At 42.6% G+C, this 14,151-nt stretch carries 24 protein-coding genes; 23 read left to right on the top strand and 1 reads right to left on the bottom strand.

The window, feature by feature from the left end; all coding sequences use genetic code 11:
• From rpsC to FTV11_RS03825, 23 genes are all read left to right on the top strand, one after another.
• The gene (rpsC, locus tag FTV11_RS03935; protein WP_078189277.1) at window positions 1-753 is read left to right on the top strand and encodes a 30S ribosomal protein S3; all 753 of its coding nucleotides are present in this window, start codon (window positions 1-3) and stop codon (window positions 751-753) included.
• Window positions 754-756: 3 nt separating this feature from the next.
• Window positions 757-1,170, top strand: a complete 414-nt coding sequence (rplP, locus tag FTV11_RS03930; RefSeq protein ID WP_078189276.1) for a 50S ribosomal protein L16 — start codon at window positions 757-759, stop codon at window positions 1,168-1,170.
• Entirely contained in the window at window positions 1,170-1,367 is a 198-nt protein-coding gene (rpmC, locus tag FTV11_RS03925; RefSeq protein WP_005012982.1) for a 50S ribosomal protein L29, read from the top strand. Before rplP ends, rpmC begins: the two co-directional genes overlap by 1 nt.
• Entirely contained in the window at window positions 1,364-1,621 is a 258-nt protein-coding gene (gene rpsQ / locus FTV11_RS03920) for a 30S ribosomal protein S17 (RefSeq protein ID WP_078189275.1), read from the top strand. The genes rpmC and rpsQ overlap by 4 nt, the downstream gene beginning before the upstream one ends.
• An 89-nt stretch (window positions 1,622-1,710) precedes the next feature.
• The gene (gene rplN / locus FTV11_RS03915; RefSeq protein ID WP_005012978.1) at window positions 1,711-2,079 is read left to right on the top strand and encodes a 50S ribosomal protein L14; all 369 of its coding nucleotides are present in this window, start codon (window positions 1,711-1,713) and stop codon (window positions 2,077-2,079) included.
• A 9-nt stretch (window positions 2,080-2,088) separates the two neighbouring features.
• Entirely contained in the window at window positions 2,089-2,406 is a 318-nt protein-coding gene (rplX, locus tag FTV11_RS03910; RefSeq protein WP_078189274.1) for a 50S ribosomal protein L24, read from the top strand.
• 15 nt (window positions 2,407-2,421) lie between these two features.
• Entirely contained in the window at window positions 2,422-2,958 is a 537-nt protein-coding gene (gene rplE, locus FTV11_RS03905) for a 50S ribosomal protein L5 (RefSeq protein WP_067762907.1), read from the top strand.
• Between the two features lie 9 nt (window positions 2,959-2,967).
• Window positions 2,968-3,273, top strand: coding sequence for a 30S ribosomal protein S14 (rpsN, locus tag FTV11_RS03900; protein WP_067762906.1), 306 nt, complete (start codon window positions 2,968-2,970; stop codon window positions 3,271-3,273).
• A 12-nt stretch (window positions 3,274-3,285) separates the two neighbouring features.
• Complete coding sequence (gene rpsH, locus FTV11_RS03895; protein ID WP_078189273.1) at window positions 3,286-3,681, top strand: 30S ribosomal protein S8; 396 nt, start codon at window positions 3,286-3,288, stop codon at window positions 3,679-3,681.
• A gap of 13 nt (window positions 3,682-3,694) precedes the next feature.
• Entirely contained in the window at window positions 3,695-4,228 is a 534-nt protein-coding gene (gene rplF / locus FTV11_RS03890) for a 50S ribosomal protein L6 (protein ID WP_078189272.1), read from the top strand.
• Window positions 4,229-4,242: 14 nt separating this feature from the next.
• The gene (gene rplR / locus FTV11_RS03885) at window positions 4,243-4,593 is read left to right on the top strand and encodes a 50S ribosomal protein L18 (RefSeq protein ID WP_067762903.1); all 351 of its coding nucleotides are present in this window, start codon (window positions 4,243-4,245) and stop codon (window positions 4,591-4,593) included.
• A gap of 2 nt (window positions 4,594-4,595) precedes the next feature.
• Complete coding sequence (gene rpsE / locus FTV11_RS03880) at window positions 4,596-5,093, top strand: 30S ribosomal protein S5 (RefSeq protein ID WP_067762902.1); 498 nt, start codon at window positions 4,596-4,598, stop codon at window positions 5,091-5,093.
• A gap of 6 nt (window positions 5,094-5,099) precedes the next feature.
• Window positions 5,100-5,276, top strand: coding sequence for a 50S ribosomal protein L30 (gene rpmD / locus FTV11_RS03875; RefSeq protein WP_005012961.1), 177 nt, complete (start codon window positions 5,100-5,102; stop codon window positions 5,274-5,276).
• Between the two features lie 3 nt (window positions 5,277-5,279).
• A complete protein-coding gene (gene rplO, locus FTV11_RS03870; protein WP_078189271.1) occupies window positions 5,280-5,720 on the top strand; it encodes a 50S ribosomal protein L15 in 441 nt (146 codons plus the stop codon).
• A 45-nt stretch (window positions 5,721-5,765) separates the two neighbouring features.
• Entirely contained in the window at window positions 5,766-7,085 is a 1,320-nt protein-coding gene (gene secY, locus FTV11_RS03865; RefSeq protein ID WP_171263746.1) for a preprotein translocase subunit SecY, read from the top strand.
• A 20-nt stretch (window positions 7,086-7,105) separates the two neighbouring features.
• Window positions 7,106-7,222, top strand: a complete 117-nt coding sequence (gene rpmJ / locus FTV11_RS03860; protein ID WP_000867907.1) for a 50S ribosomal protein L36 — start codon at window positions 7,106-7,108, stop codon at window positions 7,220-7,222.
• A 107-nt stretch (window positions 7,223-7,329) separates the two neighbouring features.
• Complete coding sequence (rpsM, locus tag FTV11_RS03855; RefSeq protein WP_078189269.1) at window positions 7,330-7,686, top strand: 30S ribosomal protein S13; 357 nt, start codon at window positions 7,330-7,332, stop codon at window positions 7,684-7,686.
• Window positions 7,687-7,705: 19 nt separating this feature from the next.
• Complete coding sequence (rpsK, locus tag FTV11_RS03850) at window positions 7,706-8,092, top strand: 30S ribosomal protein S11 (protein ID WP_001040166.1); 387 nt, start codon at window positions 7,706-7,708, stop codon at window positions 8,090-8,092.
• Between the two features lie 12 nt (window positions 8,093-8,104).
• On the top strand, window positions 8,105-8,731 hold the full coding sequence (rpsD, locus tag FTV11_RS03845; protein ID WP_078192454.1) for a 30S ribosomal protein S4: 627 nt from the start codon (window positions 8,105-8,107) through the stop codon (window positions 8,729-8,731).
• A gap of 17 nt (window positions 8,732-8,748) precedes the next feature.
• The gene (locus FTV11_RS03840; RefSeq protein ID WP_004650465.1) at window positions 8,749-9,756 is read left to right on the top strand and encodes a DNA-directed RNA polymerase subunit alpha; all 1,008 of its coding nucleotides are present in this window, start codon (window positions 8,749-8,751) and stop codon (window positions 9,754-9,756) included.
• An 18-nt stretch (window positions 9,757-9,774) separates the two neighbouring features.
• Window positions 9,775-10,140, top strand: a complete 366-nt coding sequence (rplQ, locus tag FTV11_RS03835) for a 50S ribosomal protein L17 (protein WP_005012953.1) — start codon at window positions 9,775-9,777, stop codon at window positions 10,138-10,140.
• Window positions 10,141-10,356: 216 nt separating this feature from the next.
• The gene (locus FTV11_RS03830) at window positions 10,357-11,847 is read left to right on the top strand and encodes an NAD(P)/FAD-dependent oxidoreductase (protein ID WP_180073416.1); all 1,491 of its coding nucleotides are present in this window, start codon (window positions 10,357-10,359) and stop codon (window positions 11,845-11,847) included.
• 134 nt (window positions 11,848-11,981) lie between these two features.
• On the top strand, window positions 11,982-12,779 hold the full coding sequence (locus FTV11_RS03825; protein ID WP_373685399.1) for an alpha/beta fold hydrolase: 798 nt from the start codon (window positions 11,982-11,984) through the stop codon (window positions 12,777-12,779).
• Between the two features lie 44 nt (window positions 12,780-12,823).
• Here the strand turns inward: FTV11_RS03825 and FTV11_RS03820 are convergent, their stop codons facing one another.
• Window positions 12,824-13,996 (bottom strand): acyl-CoA dehydrogenase family protein, encoded by a 1,173-nt coding sequence (locus FTV11_RS03820; protein ID WP_180073415.1) that lies wholly within the window; start codon window positions 13,994-13,996, stop codon window positions 12,824-12,826.
• Window positions 13,997-14,151 lie beyond the last annotated feature (155 nt).

Here is a 14,151-nt window from a genome sequence, read left to right as displayed (position 1 = left end):
ATGGGTCAGAAGGTTCATCCAATCGGTATCCGCCTAGGTGTTGTGAAACGTCATAACGCTAACTGGTATGCGAATCCGAAACAATATGCTGAATATTTGCTAAAAGATCTTCAAGTTCGTGAGTTTTTAACTAAAAAACTTAAGAATGCGATGGTAAGCAATATTCTTATCGAACGCCCTACAGGCGCAGCTAAAGTAACTATTAGCACTGCACGTCCTGGTATCGTGATCGGTAAAAAAGGCGAAGACATTGAGAAACTACAACGCGAATTAACAGCCATTATGGGTGTTCCTGCGCAAGTAAGTATCAATGAAATCGATCGCCCAGATTTAGACGCTCGTTTAGTTGCTGAAGCAATCGCTTCTCAATTAGAAAAACGTGTAATGTTCCGTCGTGCTATGAAGCGTGCGGTTCAAAACTCTATGCGTGCTGGTGCTAAAGGTATCAAAGTAGAAGTTTCAGGCCGTCTAGGTGGTGCTGAGATTGCTCGTACTGAATGGTATCGTGAAGGTCGTGTACCTCTTCATACTCTTCGTGCTGACATCGACTATGCTACTATGCGTGCTGAGACTACTTACGGTACGATCGGCGTTAAAGTATGGATCTTCCGTGGTGAGATCTTGGGCGGCATGAAACAAGTCATGAACCCAGCTCCAGCTGAAGAACGTCCAGCTAAACGTGGTCGTGGTCGTGGTGAAGGTCAAGAGCGTCGTGGTCGTCGCAATGATCGTTCTGCTGAAAAAGGAGAATAATCCATGTTACAACCTAAACGTACTAAATTCCGTAAAGTGCAAAAAGGCCGTAACACTGGTCTAGCACATCGCGGTAGCTCAGTATCTTTTGGTACTATTGCACTTAAATCAATTGAACGTGGTCAAATGACTGCACGTCAAATTGAAGCAGCGCGTCGTACAATCAGCCGTCGTATTAAACGTGGTGGTAAGATCTTTATCCGTGTTTTCCCAGACAAACCAATTACTGAAAAACCATTAGAAGTTCGTATGGGTAAAGGTAAAGGTTCTGTGGAATACTGGGTTTGCCAAATCAAACCAGGTAAAGTCTTGTACGAAATTGATGGTGTTAACGAAGAACTTGCTCGCGAAGCGTTTACGCTTGCTGCTGCAAAACTTCCGTTTAAAACCACTATCGTGACTCGGACGGTAATGTAATGAAAACTAATGATCTACGTGAAAAGTCGGTAGAAGAGTTGACAGCTTTGCTTGATGAGCAACAGCTTAACCAATTCCGTCTTCGTATGGCGAAAGCAACTGGTCAATTGGGTAAATCGCACGAAGTTGCGCTTACTCGTAAAACTATTGCTCGTATTAAGACACTCCTAACCGAAAAACAGGGGAACGGACAATGAGTGAACAAACAGTTCGCACGTTAACCGGTAAAGTAGTTAGCGACAAGATGGACAAGTCTATCGTTGTTCTTATCGAACGCCGCGTTCAACACCCGTTGTATGGCAAATCAATCCGCCGTTCAACTAAATTACACGCTCATGATGAAAACAATGTTGCTAAAGTTGGCGACGTAGTAAGCATCAAAGAAAGCCGCCCAATTTCTAAAACTAAGTCTTGGACTTTAGTTGAAGTTGTTGAAGCTGCTGCTGAGTAATTAAACGTTCTTGCATCATCGGTCAATTTCGAGTACTCTTTGAGCCTTTCGAAATTGCGACCGGTGATGCTCGGTTTTGGAGTAGGGCAATGATTCAAACCGAAAGTATGCTCGACGTAGCAGACAACAGTGGTGCTCGCCGCGTACAATGTATTAAAGTACTTGGTGGTTCACATCGTCGTTATGCTTCTGTTGGCGACATTATTAAAGTTACTGTAAAAGAAGCTATTCCACGCGCACGTGTTAAAAAAGGTGACGTGATGAATGCTGTAGTTGTACGTACAAAATTCGGCATCCGTCGTGCAGATGGTTCAGTTATTCGTTTCGACGATAACGCAGCTGTTATTTTGAACAACAACAAAGCGCCGATTGCAACTCGTATTTTCGGACCAGTGACTCGTGAACTTCGTACTGAACAGTTCATGAAAATTATTTCATTGGCTCCTGAAGTTCTATAAGAGGCACTCATGGCTAAGATTAAAAAGGGCGATCAAGTAATTGTGATCGCAGGTAAAGAAAAAGGCAAACAAGGTACTGTTTTGTCTGTTTCAAATGACCGTGTTAAGGTTGAAGGCCTTAACTTGGTAACGAAGCATCAAAAGCCTAACCGAGCTACTGGCGCTGAAGGCGGCATCGTAACTCAAGAAGCTGAGCTTCATATCTCTAACGTGGCAATTTTTAATGCTACAACCCAAAAGGCTGACCGTGTTGGTTACCAAGTGATTGAAGGCGTGAAAACTCGCGTATTCAAATCTAATGGTGAATCAGTGGCGGTAGCGAAGTAATAGGTTGACTAGGCAATGGCCAGACTTAAAACGCGTTACAATGACGAACTTAAGGCTCAATTGAAAGAAACATTGGGCGTTAAGAATGTGATGGATATTCCTCGCATTACAAAAATCACCATCAACATGGGTGTTGGTGCTGCATCAGCTGACAAGAAATTGTTAGATGGCGCTCTTTCTGATATGCAAGCAATTGCTGGTCAAAAACCAGTACTTACTTTAGCTCGTAAATCTATCGCTGGTTTCAAAATCCGTGATGGTTGGCCGATCGGCTGTAAAGTTACTTTACGCGGCGAACGTATGTACGAATTCTTAGACCGTTTGATCTCTATCGCGATCCCTCGTATCCGTGACTTCCGTGGTTTCTCTGCGAAATCATTCGATGGTCGTGGTAACTACTCAATGGGTCTTAAGGAACAAATCATGTTCCCTGAAATCGATTTTGATAAGATTGATCGTATTCGTGGTATGGATATTACCATCACTACGACTGCTCGCACCGATGACGAAGGCCGTGCGCTTATGCGTGCATTCGGCTTCCCGTTCAAATAAGAGGTCGATATGGCTAAGAAAGGTATGATTAATCGCGAATTGAAACGCGAAGCTACTGTTGCTAAATACGCTGCGAAACGTGCTGAATTAAAAGCAATTATCGCAAATGTAAATGCATCAGACGAAGAACGTTTCGAAGCGATGATGAAATTTCAAGCATTACCACGTAATGCGTCTCCAGTACGTCTACGTAACCGTTGTGGTTTAACTGGTCGTCCTCATGGTTACTTCCGTAAGTTCGGTTTAAGCCGTAACAAATTACGTGAAACAGTAATGCAAGGTGATGTACCGGGCGTTGTTAAGGCAAGCTGGTAAGGAGCACTATAAATGAGTATGCAAGATACCGTTGCCGACATGCTAACACGTGTTCGTAACGCACAAATGGCAAAGAAACAAACTGTTTCTATGCCAAACTCAAAGTTGAAAGTTGCGATTGCTAACGTACTTCAACAAGAAGGTTATATCGCTGATGTAGCTGTTGCTGACAATGAAGGCAAAGCAACTTTAACGATTACTTTAAAATATTTCGAAGGCAAACCAGTTATTGATACTGTGAAACGCGTAAGCCGTCCTGGTCTACGTCAATATCGCGGTAAAGATGCACTTCCTAGCGTTAAGCAAGGTTTAGGTATTGCAATTGTTTCTACAAGCAAAGGCATCATGACTGATCGCGCTGCACGTGCTGCAGGTATCGGTGGTGAAGTTATTGCTTTTGTTTCTTAATAGGTGATTCCTCATGTCTCGTGTGGCTAAAGCCCCAGTAACTGTACCTAACGGTGTTACAGTTACTCAGAACGGCCGGCAGGTCGAAGTGAAAGGCAGCAAAGGTACATTGTCTTTCAACCTGCATGCGCTGGTCGAGCTAAAACAGGAAGACGGTACTCTAGTTATTGCTCCTAAAGCTGAATCTAAAGATGCTTGGATGCAAGCTGGTACTGCTCGCGCTGTGCTTAACAACCTTGTAAAAGGTGTTAACGAAGGTTTCGAACGTAAGTTACAGCTTATCGGTGTTGGTTATAAAGCTGCGGTTAAAGGTAACATTGTTAACCTTAACCTTGGTTTCTCTCACCCGATCGACTACAACCTTCCTGAAGGTGTAACTGCAGAAACTCCTACTGCAACTGAAATTGTACTTAAATCTGCTGATAAAGCTAAATTAGGTCAAGTTGCTGCAGAAATCCGTGGTTACCGTCCGCCAGAGCCTTATAAAGGTAAAGGTGTTCGTTATTCTGACGAAGTTGTACTTCGTAAAGAAGCTAAGAAGAAATAAGGCGCGAGGTTCTTATGAACGAAAAGAAACAATCCCGTTTGCGTCGTGCGAAAAGCACACGCTTGCACATCCGTGCATTGGGTGCGACTCGTTTGTGTGTAAACCGCACTCCGCGTCACATCTATGCTCAAGTTATCTCTGCAGATGGTGGCAAAGTATTAGCGCAAGCTTCTACTTTAGACGCTACTCTACGTGCTGGTACTACTGGTAACGTTGAATCGGCTCAGAAAGTTGGTGCTTTAATTGCAGAACGTGCTAAAGCGGCTGGTGTAACTAAAGTTGCATTTGACCGTTCTGGTTTCAAATATCATGGTCGTATCAAAGCCTTGGCTGATGCTGCTCGTGAAAACGGCTTGGAGTTCTAATCATGGCTAAAGTTGAACAAAACGAAGGTCTTGTTGAAAAGCTGGTTGCCGTTGATCGTGTAGCCAAAGTTGTTAAGGGTGGTCGTATCTTCTCTTTCACAGCATTAACTGTTGTGGGTGATGGTAATGGTCGCGTAGGTTTTGGTCGTGGTAAAGCACGTGAAGTTCCAGCTGCTATTTCTAAAGCACTTGAAGCTGCTCGTCGCAACATGATTACTGTTGACCTTGTTGACGGTACTGTTCAGCACCCTATCAATGCTCGTCACGGTGCAAGCCGCGTTTACATGCAACCTGCTTCTGAAGGTACTGGTGTAATTGCTGGTGGCGCTATGCGTGCAGTTTTAGAAGCTGTAGGTGTACGTAACGTATTAACTAAGTGTTATGGTTCTACTAACGCTGCTAACGTAGTAAACGCAACTTTTAACGGTTTGCGTGATATGACTTCTCCTGAGAAAGTTGCTGCGAAACGTGGTTTATCAGTAGCACAAATTCAAGGGTAATCAATCATGAAAACGATTAAAGTTACCCAGACTAAATCTTCATCGCATCGCTTGAAAAATCACAAGCTTAGCCTTAAAGGTTTAGGTCTGCGTCGTATTGGTCATACAGTTGAAGTGCAAGATACGCCTTCTAACCGTGGTATGATCAACCAAGTTTACTATATGGTTAGTGTAGAGGAATAAGCCATGACTCTGCGTTTAAATACAATTGCACCTGCAGAAGGTGCTAAGCGTGACAACCTTCGTTTAGGCCGTGGTATCGGTTCTGGCGTTGGTAAGACTGGTGGCCGTGGTGTCAAAGGTCAAAACTCACGTAAGAGCGGTGGTACACGTCCTGGTTTCGAAGGTGGTCAAACTGCGTTATATCGTCGTTTACCTAAATTCGGTTTCACTAGCCAAATGGCTTTGAAAACTGCTGAAGTACGTTTATCAGAACTTGCTAAAGTTGAAGGCGACATCGTGTCTCTTGAAACTTTAAAAGCTGCTAACGTTGTACGTAAAGATATGTTGCGTGCACGCATCGTACTTTCTGGTGAAATTACTCGTGCATTCACTGTTCAAGGTGTTGCATTGACTAAAGGCGCTAAAGCTGCTGTTGAAGCTGCTGGCGGTAAAGTCGAGGAGTAATCCCCAGTGTCTATGACTCCTAGTTCGACAGGTCATGTTAACATGATGAAAGGCCAACCTTTTCATGTGAAATATCGTGAAATTATTCGCCGTATGATGTTCCTCATCGGGGCGTTGTTGGTTTTTCGACTGGGAGCACATATTCCAGTACCGGGCATTAACAATGCCGCACTAGAGAATCTGTTTAATGCAAACCAAGGTACGATCCTTGGTTTGTTTAACATGTTCTCAGGTGGTGCATTAGAGCGTATGTCAATTCTTGCTCTTGGGATTATGCCGTATATCTCTGCATCGATTATCGTGCAGTTAATGTCTACGGTTGTTCCTTCGCTGGAAGCTTTAAAGAAAGAAGGCGAACAAGGTAAGCGTAAGATCAATCAATATACGCGACAAGGCACATTGTTTCTTGCACTTGTGCAAGCCGTTGGGATGTGTGCAGGTCTGATTAGTCAAAATATTACTTTGACTAGTGGACTTGCTTTTTACGTTCCTGCTGTAACTTCTTTGGTTGCAGGTACAATGTTCCTGATGTGGTTAGGTGAGCAAATTACTGAGCGTGGAGTAGGGAATGGTATTTCCATGATCATCTTCGCTGGTATCGTTGCTGGTTTGCCGAACTTGGTTCTGCAATCTTTAACCTCAGTAGATAATGGCCAATCAAGTTTAATTGGTCTTGCAATCTTTGCATTGCTATCTGTTGCAGTGTTAGCAGCAATTGTGTTTATTGAGAAGGCGCAGCGTCGCATTCCAGTAAACTATGCTCAAAAACAGCAAGGTCGTCGTGTATTTACTGCTCAGCAAACACATTTGCCATTAAAAATTAATATGGCGGGTGTGATTCCTGCAATTTTTGCGAGTTCATTGCTATTGTTCCCAGCGAGCTTAGGGCAATGGGTTGGCAGTGCAGACCCAAATGCTGGCGTGATTAAACGTGGCCTACAAGATTTGGCACTCGTATTGTCGCCGGGTCAACCGATGTATTTGGTGCTATTTGGTGCATTAATTATCTTCTTCTGTTACTTCTATACTGCGCTAGTATTTAGTCCGAAAGAAGTGTCAGAGAATTTAAAACGTAGTGGTGCTTATGTACCGGGTATTCGTCCTGGTGAGCAAACTGCACGCTATTTAGATCATATTTTGAATCGTTTGACTTTTATTGGCGCGGTTTATATCACAATCATCTGTTTAATGCCGATGATTCTACAAAGCTCATTTGGTATTCCATTTAGCTTAGGTGGTACGTCTTTACTGATCGTAGTGGTGGTGGTGATGGACTTTATGGCTCAGCTCCAAGCTCATCTCACATCGCATCAATATGACAATCAATCGTTAATGCGTAAAACGACTGCTCATCCGAAAGGATAAGCGCACTTAGAGGTTTCATTATGAAAGTTCAAGCTTCTGTAAAGAAAATTTGTGGTAGCTGTAAAGTTATCCGTCGTAATGGGGTTATTCGCGTAATTTGCAGCGCAGAACCTCGTCATAAGCAGCGTCAAGGTTAATCTGATCAAGACCTGTTGATTTCAGTAGGCTAATTAGGTTATTATCCGCCCCTCAAAGATTTTGTCGGGCGGTTGATTATCTTAACTGCCTTTTTGGAGAAAATTGAATGGCTCGTATTGCCGGTGTAAACATTCCGGATAACAAGCATGCTGTTATCTCTCTAACGTACATTTTTGGTATTGGTCGCCACACTGCAAAAGCTATCTTAGCTGCTGCTGGTATTGCACCAACAACTAAAATTCGTGAATTAGATGACGCTCAGCTTGATGCGATTCGTGCAGAAGTTACTAAGGTTCCTACCGAAGGTGATTTACGTCGCGAAATTTCCATGAACATTAAACGTTTAATGGATTTAGGCTGCTACCGCGGTCTTCGTCATCGTCGCAGCTTGCCTGTCCGTGGTCAACGCACCAAAACTAACGCACGTACCCGTAAAGGTCCGCGCAAACCTATTAAGAAATAAGATTTCTGGAAGCTAAAAGATGGCTAAAGATACTCGCACACGCAAGAAGGTCACTCGTACCGTCTCTGAAGGTGTTGCACACATTCACGCTTCTTTTAATAACACCATTGTGACTATTACCGATCGTCAAGGTAATGCACTGGCTTGGGCTACCTCTGGTGGACAAGGCTTCCGTGGATCACGTAAATCAACTCCGTTTGCTGCTCAGGTAGCTGCTGAAGTTGCTGGTAAAGCTGCTTTAGATTACGGTTTGAAAAACTTGGACGTCCTTGTAAAAGGTCCTGGTCCAGGTCGTGAATCTGCGGTTCGTGCTTTAGGTGCAGTGGGTTATAAAATTAACAGCATTACCGATGTGACGCCAATCCCGCACAACGGTTGCCGTCCACCTAAAAAACGTCGCGTGTAAGGAGAAACATTCATGGCTCGTTATATTGGTCCAAAATGCAAACTCTCTCGCCGCGAAGGGACAGACCTGCAATTAAAATCTGGCGTTAAACCATTTGACGTCAAAACAAAAAAAGCTGCTAAAGCACCTGGCCAACATGGTGGCGCTCGTGGCGGCAAACAATCTGAGTACTCACTACAATTACGTGAAAAACAAAAAGTACGTCGTATGTACGGTGTTTTAGAGCGTCAATTTAGTAACTACTACAAAGAAGCTGCTCGTGTTAAAGGCGCAACAGGTGAAAACTTGTTGAAACTTCTTGAAAGCCGTCTAGATAACGTTGTTTATCGCATGGGTTTTGGTTCTACACGTGCAGAAGCTCGTCAGCTTGTATCTCACCGTTCAATCACTTTAAATGGTCGTCGTGTTAATATCGCGTCTATCCAAGTTAAAGCTGGTGACGTTGTTGCAGTTCACGAAGGTGCTAAACAACAATTGCGTATCAAAAACGCAGTTGAGTTAGCGACTCAACGTGGCATTCCATCTTGGATTGAAATTGATCATTCTAAATTGGAAGGTACATTCAAAGCTGCACCAGATCGCTCTGATTTACCTGCTGAAATCAACGAAAGCTTGATTGTAGAATTGTATTCTAAATAATCCTTGAGGTAGCAATAATGACGCGTACTGCAAATGAGTTTCTAACTCCGCAAGCGATTAAGGTCGAAGCGGCAAGCGGGACCTCGGCAAAAGTTATTCTAGAACCATTAGAGCGTGGCTTTGGTCATACTCTTGGTAATGCTTTACGTCGTATCCTTTTGTCTTCTTTACCTGGCGCAGCCGTGGTTGAAGTAGAGATTGAAGGTGTCGAGCACGAGTACAGTACTTTGGAAGGCTTGCAGCAGGACATCGTCGAGCTCTTGCTGAACCTAAAAGGATTGTCTATTAAGCTGTTCGATCAAAATGAAGCTTATCTGACATTGGAAAAACAAGGTCCTGGCGACGTTACAGCCGCTGACCTTCGTTTACCACACAATGTTGAAGTGGTTAACCCTGAACATTTGATCGGTACTTTAAGTGCTTCTGGCTCATTAAAAATGCGCCTGAAAGTTTCTCAAGGTCGTGGTTATGAGACTTCTGATTCACGCTTCCCTGAGGGTGAAACTCGCCCAGTGGGTCGTTTGCAATTAGATGCTTCTTACAGCCCAATTAAACGTGTGTCTTACACAGTGGAAAACGCTCGTGTAGAACAACGTACTGACCTTGATAAATTGATCATTGATCTTGAAACCAACGGTACTGTTGATCCTGAAGAAGCTATCCGCAAAGCGGCAACAATCTTGCAACAACAAATTGCAATTTTTGTTGATCTTCAGAAAGATCAAGCACCAGTTGCTCAAGAGCCTCGTGAAGAAGTTGATCCGATTTTGCTTCGTCCAGTAGATGATCTAGAGCTTACTGTTCGTTCTGCTAACTGTTTGAAAGCAGAAAATATTTACTACATTGGCGATCTTGTTCAACGTACTGAAGTTGAGTTGCTTAAAACTCCTAACTTAGGTAAAAAATCGTTGACTGAGATTAAAGATGTTCTGGCATCGAAAGGCTTGCAATTGGGCATGCGTTTAGAGAACTGGCCACCGGCTAGCCTCCGCATGGACGATCGCTTTGCTTATCGTAGCCGTTAATTAAGTAGGACTATCACCATGCGTCATCGTAATAGTGGTGTGAAATTAGGCCGTACAAGCAGTCATCGTAAAGCGATGTTCCAAAACATGGCTAATTCTTTGTTCGAACACGAGTTAATTAAAACTACTGTTCCTAAAGCAAAAGAATTGCGTCGTGTTGCTGAGCCTTTAATCACTTTAGCTAAAGTCGATTCTGTAGCAAACCGCCGTTTAGCGTTTGCTCGTACTCGTTCAGCTGCAACTGTTGGTAAATTATTTACCGTTCTTGGCCCTCGTTACAAAGAACGTAACGGCGGTTATCTACGTGTTCTTAAAGCGGGCTTCCGTGCAGGTGATGCTGCACCGATGGCTTACGTTGAGCTAGTAGATCGCGAAGTTAACTAATTTCGTGAAGAGCAGCGTACGTTGTTCTAAAAAAGGTCGGTTTTTAACCGACCTTTTTTAATGCCTGCAGTTTTGTGTTGGCTGTATATTGTTAGACAATAATTCAATTTGTCCTTAAAAGATAAAAATAAATCGCCTTTTGCTTAAACTTGACATTGTGCATTGTCAAAAATGTGATTTAATAAATATAAATCTAAGATAGGTTAAAAGAACAACATGGAAAAACAAGTTGATATTCTCATTGTAGGTGCAGGGATCTCCGGTGTAGGTTTGGCTGCGCATCTTTCAAAAAAATGTCCAAATCGTTCATTTGAAATTATTGAACGTCGTGAAAGTTTCGGTGGTACATGGGATCTTTTTAAATATCCGGGTATTCGTTCTGATTCGGACATGTCAACTTTTGGCTTTAATTTTAAGCCGTGGAAAAAATCTAGTGTGCTTGCTGATGGGTCTTCGATTAAAGGCTACCTTTCTGAAGTGATTGACGAATATAAGATCAAAGAAAAAATTCATTTTCAACATCGTGTTGTGAGTGCAAATTACGACTCACAAGCTCGTAAATGGTCTGTTGTTATTGAAGATGCGAAGAAGAAACAACAAACCTGGGTTGCAAATTTCGTCTTTGGCTGTACGGGTTATTATAATTATGACCAAGGGTTCCAACCTGAGTTTAAAGGGCAGGAAAATTTCAAAGGTACTTTTATTCATCCACAGCATTGGCCTGAAAATTTTAATTATGCAGGCAAAAAAGTGGTGATTATTGGTAGTGGCGCAACAGCGATTACACTGGTACCAGCTATGGCAAAAGGCGGTGCAGGGCATGTGACTATGCTACAGCGTTCTCCAACCTATATTGCCTCAGTACCTTCTATTGACATCATTTACGACAAAATGCGTAAAGTATTACCTGAAGATGTTGCTTATAAACTGACCCGTGCACGAAATATCGGTGTCCAACGAGCTGTTTATGCTGTTGCACAAAAGCAACCTAAATTACTCCGTAAATTTTTATTAAAATCAATTGAGTTGCAGTTGAAAGGTAAAGTAGATATGAAGCACTTTACCCCAGATTACAATCCTTGGGATCAGCGCCTTTGTGTGGTGCCAGATGGTGATTTGTTTAAAATTTTACGCGATGGCCGTGCATCTGTTGAAACCGATCAAATTGAAAGTTTTACTGAAAATGGCATTCAATTGAAATCAGGTAAACATCTTGATGCAGATGTAGTAATTTCTGCTACAGGTCTCAACATTCAAATTTTAGGCGGCATTAGTGCCACAATCGATGGACAGCCACTGAATACCTCAAAACATATGTTGTACCGTGGTGTTATGGTCAGTGATGTACCCAATATGGCGATGATTATTGGCTATATTAATGCTTCATGGACTTTAAAAGTCGATATTGCTTCTGAATACATCTGTAAATTGATTAACTATATGGATCAAAATGGTTATAACCAAGTGATTCCACAAGGCGATGCGACCGAGTTGTTAGAAGATACCGTAATGGGCAGTTTGACCTCAGGCTATATTGCACGTGCAGCAGATGTGATGCCAAAACAGGGTAAACATGCACCGTGGAAAGTCAGCAATAACTATTTGGCAGATCGTAAAGAATTAAAGCATGCTTCATTTGAAGATGGAGTGCTGAAATTTGAAAAAAAGTCTGATCAAGTGGCTGCTAAACCCAGATTAGTTTCTTAAGTCTATTACATAAAAAAGGAGCATGATGCTCCTTTTTTTTACTTTAGATGTGTGACTTTAGGGTTTTATTTGATGCGTATTATTTGTTGAAAAATATATCATGTTGAAAATAAGGAAATGTACACAGGGTTAATGTGAATATTCAACAACATTCAGAATTTATAAAATTAAATGATTATGAGCTATATATTAAAGCTTGGCAGCCTGAAACAGCAGATAATGATGCAACTTTGGCTCCGATTATATTGATGCATGATTCTCTAGGCAGTGTGGATTTGTGGCGTGATTTTCCTGCGCAATTGGCTGCTGAGTCTAGCAGAACGGTAATAGCGTATGATCGCTTGGGCTTCGGGAAATCATCAGCAAATCCTGATGTATTAAGTACTGATTTTGTCTATGCCGAAGCACAGCAGGGCTTTAAGGCGCTTCTTCAACATTATTCTATTCAACAGTTTATCGTGATGGGGCATAGTGTTGGCGGAGGAATGTCTGTGGTCATTGCCAGTGAATATACTGAACAATGTCGAGGTCTGATTACCATATCAGCACAGTATGAAGTAGAAGAACTCACATTATCGGGTATACGTGAAGCTAAAACAGGGTTTGCGCAGCAGGGACAGCTTGAACGCTTGGCTAAATATCATGGGGATAAAGCCCAATGGGTTTTAAATGCTTGGACTGAAACTTGGCTCTCACCGAGTTTTCGTCAATGGAACCTCGAGCATTATGTTGGAAAAGTACAGTGTCCAAGCTTGGTCATACATGGAGAACTGGATGAATATGGGACGACAGCACAAGCTCAGAAACTTTTTTCGGGTATACAAGGCGATACCGAGCTAGAGATTTTGGAAGGGCTTCATCACATGCCGCACAAAGAGCAACCTGCTTTGGTCACTGCACTGATCTGTGATTTTGTGAATGATTTAAGTTGATATCGAAAGAATGTAAAAAGCCCATCTGATGATGGGCTTTGTTGTTATAAAGATCGGGAAATGAGCTCTTTCATAATTTCATTGGTTCCGGCATAGATACGGTTGGCACGATTGTCGATATAAGCGCGAGCAATTGGATATTCAAGCATATAGCCATAGCCACCATGCAACTGCAGACATTCATCCACGACTTTGGAAAACATTTCTGAAATTTTGTATTTAGCAGCGGCTGCAGCGTCAATACCGAGCTGTTCCTCAAGTTGTAGTTCCATACAGCGATCTAGATAAGCTCGACAAAAATCGATTTCAGTACGTAGTTCTGCCAATTTAAAACGGGTGTTTTGGAAACTTGATACGGTCTTGCCAAATGCCTTACGTTCTTTGGTGTATTGAACAGTGTGCGCAAAGACTGCTTCTGCACCTGCTTGGCAAATAATCGCAACCAACATGCGCTCCCAAGCCAATTCCTTCATCAGCATCATAAAGCCCATACCTTGCATGCCGAGTAAGTTGCTTTTAGGGACGCGGACATTATCAAAAAACAGTTCACAGGTATCCTGACCTTTCATGCCAATTTTGTTTAAAGGTTTGCCTTTACTAAAACCGACGCGATCTGCTTCGACGATAATTAGCGATAAATTGGCTGAACCTTTTTCACTATTGCCTGTCTTGCAGACCACAATCGCCATGTCACATAAATAGCCATTGGTGATAAAGATTTTTGACCCATTAATAATATAGTCATCACCATCTTCTGTAGCGGTTGTGCGTACGGCTTGTAGGTCTGAACCTGTGCCCGGTTCGGTCATTGCAATGGCAGTCACGGTTTCGCCAGACGCCATTTTCGGCAGCCAATGCAGCTTTTGTTCTTCATTGCCAAAGTTATGAATATAATTGGCCACAATGTCGGAATGCAGTGAAAAGCCGGTAGAGGAGTCCATGGCATAGGCCTGCTCTTCAATCAGAATCATGCTATAAAGCCGGTCAACACCATAGCCGCCATAAGCTTCGGGCATTGTTGGACAAAGCAAGCCTATGGCACCGGCTTTATTCCATAAGTCACGGTCAACATGTTGTTGTTTTTCATATTTTTCGATATTGGGCACAACTTCTTTTTCATAAAATTTTCGTACTGTTTCACGAAATGCATCATGTTCTGCATTAAATAATTGACGTGGCAGCATGTTGTTGAGTGGGCGAATCGCTCCAGATTGCATTTTGAATATCCTATTCATTTTTATGGCTTTGTCTCAACTTATAAGATGCAGCGAGTGACTGCAATGTGCAGAACATTCAAAAGCAGGAAATGCGATGAAGCATTCGGTCAATCTGTGAAAACACTCCACTTCAATGGGGTGGATGAGTTACACTA

This window comes from Acinetobacter sp. YH12231 (assembly GCF_013417755.1).
Classification (GTDB): Bacteria; Pseudomonadota; Gammaproteobacteria; order Pseudomonadales; family Moraxellaceae; genus Acinetobacter; species Acinetobacter amyesii.
This window is presented reverse-complemented; position numbering and strand designations above follow the sequence as displayed.

Excerpts from the sequence above, each read along its gene's own strand:
- rplN (WP_005012978.1), top strand. The coding sequence starts at position 1,711 with ATGATTCAAACCGAAAGTATGCTCGACGTAGCAGACAACAGTGGTGCT.
- rplX (WP_078189274.1), top strand. The coding sequence starts at position 2,089 with ATGGCTAAGATTAAAAAGGGCGATCAAGTAATTGTGATCGCAGGTAAA.
- rplF (WP_078189272.1), top strand. The coding sequence starts at position 3,695 with ATGTCTCGTGTGGCTAAAGCCCCAGTAACTGTACCTAACGGTGTTACA.
- rplO (WP_078189271.1), top strand. The coding sequence starts at position 5,280 with ATGACTCTGCGTTTAAATACAATTGCACCTGCAGAAGGTGCTAAGCGT.
- rpsC (WP_078189277.1), top strand. The coding sequence starts at position 1 with ATGGGTCAGAAGGTTCATCCAATCGGTATCCGCCTAGGTGTTGTGAAA.
- rpsK (WP_001040166.1), top strand. The coding sequence starts at position 7,706 with ATGGCTAAAGATACTCGCACACGCAAGAAGGTCACTCGTACCGTCTCT.
- rplE (WP_067762907.1), top strand. The coding sequence starts at position 2,422 with ATGGCCAGACTTAAAACGCGTTACAATGACGAACTTAAGGCTCAATTG.
- FTV11_RS03840 (WP_004650465.1), top strand. The coding sequence starts at position 8,749 with ATGACGCGTACTGCAAATGAGTTTCTAACTCCGCAAGCGATTAAGGTC.
- rpsM (WP_078189269.1), top strand. The coding sequence starts at position 7,330 with ATGGCTCGTATTGCCGGTGTAAACATTCCGGATAACAAGCATGCTGTT.
- rplR (WP_067762903.1), top strand. The coding sequence starts at position 4,243 with ATGAACGAAAAGAAACAATCCCGTTTGCGTCGTGCGAAAAGCACACGC.
- rplQ (WP_005012953.1), top strand. The coding sequence starts at position 9,775 with ATGCGTCATCGTAATAGTGGTGTGAAATTAGGCCGTACAAGCAGTCAT.
- rpsN (WP_067762906.1), top strand. The coding sequence starts at position 2,968 with ATGGCTAAGAAAGGTATGATTAATCGCGAATTGAAACGCGAAGCTACT.
- rplP (WP_078189276.1), top strand. The coding sequence starts at position 757 with ATGTTACAACCTAAACGTACTAAATTCCGTAAAGTGCAAAAAGGCCGT.
- FTV11_RS03830 (WP_180073416.1), top strand. The coding sequence starts at position 10,357 with ATGGAAAAACAAGTTGATATTCTCATTGTAGGTGCAGGGATCTCCGGT.
- rpsH (WP_078189273.1), top strand. The coding sequence starts at position 3,286 with ATGAGTATGCAAGATACCGTTGCCGACATGCTAACACGTGTTCGTAAC.
- rpsQ (WP_078189275.1), top strand. The coding sequence starts at position 1,364 with ATGAGTGAACAAACAGTTCGCACGTTAACCGGTAAAGTAGTTAGCGAC.
- FTV11_RS03820 (WP_180073415.1), bottom strand. The coding sequence starts at position 13,996 with ATGCAATCTGGAGCGATTCGCCCACTCAACAACATGCTGCCACGTCAA.
- secY (WP_171263746.1), top strand. The coding sequence starts at position 5,766 with ATGAAAGGCCAACCTTTTCATGTGAAATATCGTGAAATTATTCGCCGT.
- rpmD (WP_005012961.1), top strand. The coding sequence starts at position 5,100 with ATGAAAACGATTAAAGTTACCCAGACTAAATCTTCATCGCATCGCTTG.
- rpsE (WP_067762902.1), top strand. The coding sequence starts at position 4,596 with ATGGCTAAAGTTGAACAAAACGAAGGTCTTGTTGAAAAGCTGGTTGCC.
- rpmJ (WP_000867907.1), top strand. The coding sequence starts at position 7,106 with ATGAAAGTTCAAGCTTCTGTAAAGAAAATTTGTGGTAGCTGTAAAGTT.
- rpmC (WP_005012982.1), top strand. The coding sequence starts at position 1,170 with ATGAAAACTAATGATCTACGTGAAAAGTCGGTAGAAGAGTTGACAGCT.
- rpsD (WP_078192454.1), top strand. The coding sequence starts at position 8,105 with ATGGCTCGTTATATTGGTCCAAAATGCAAACTCTCTCGCCGCGAAGGG.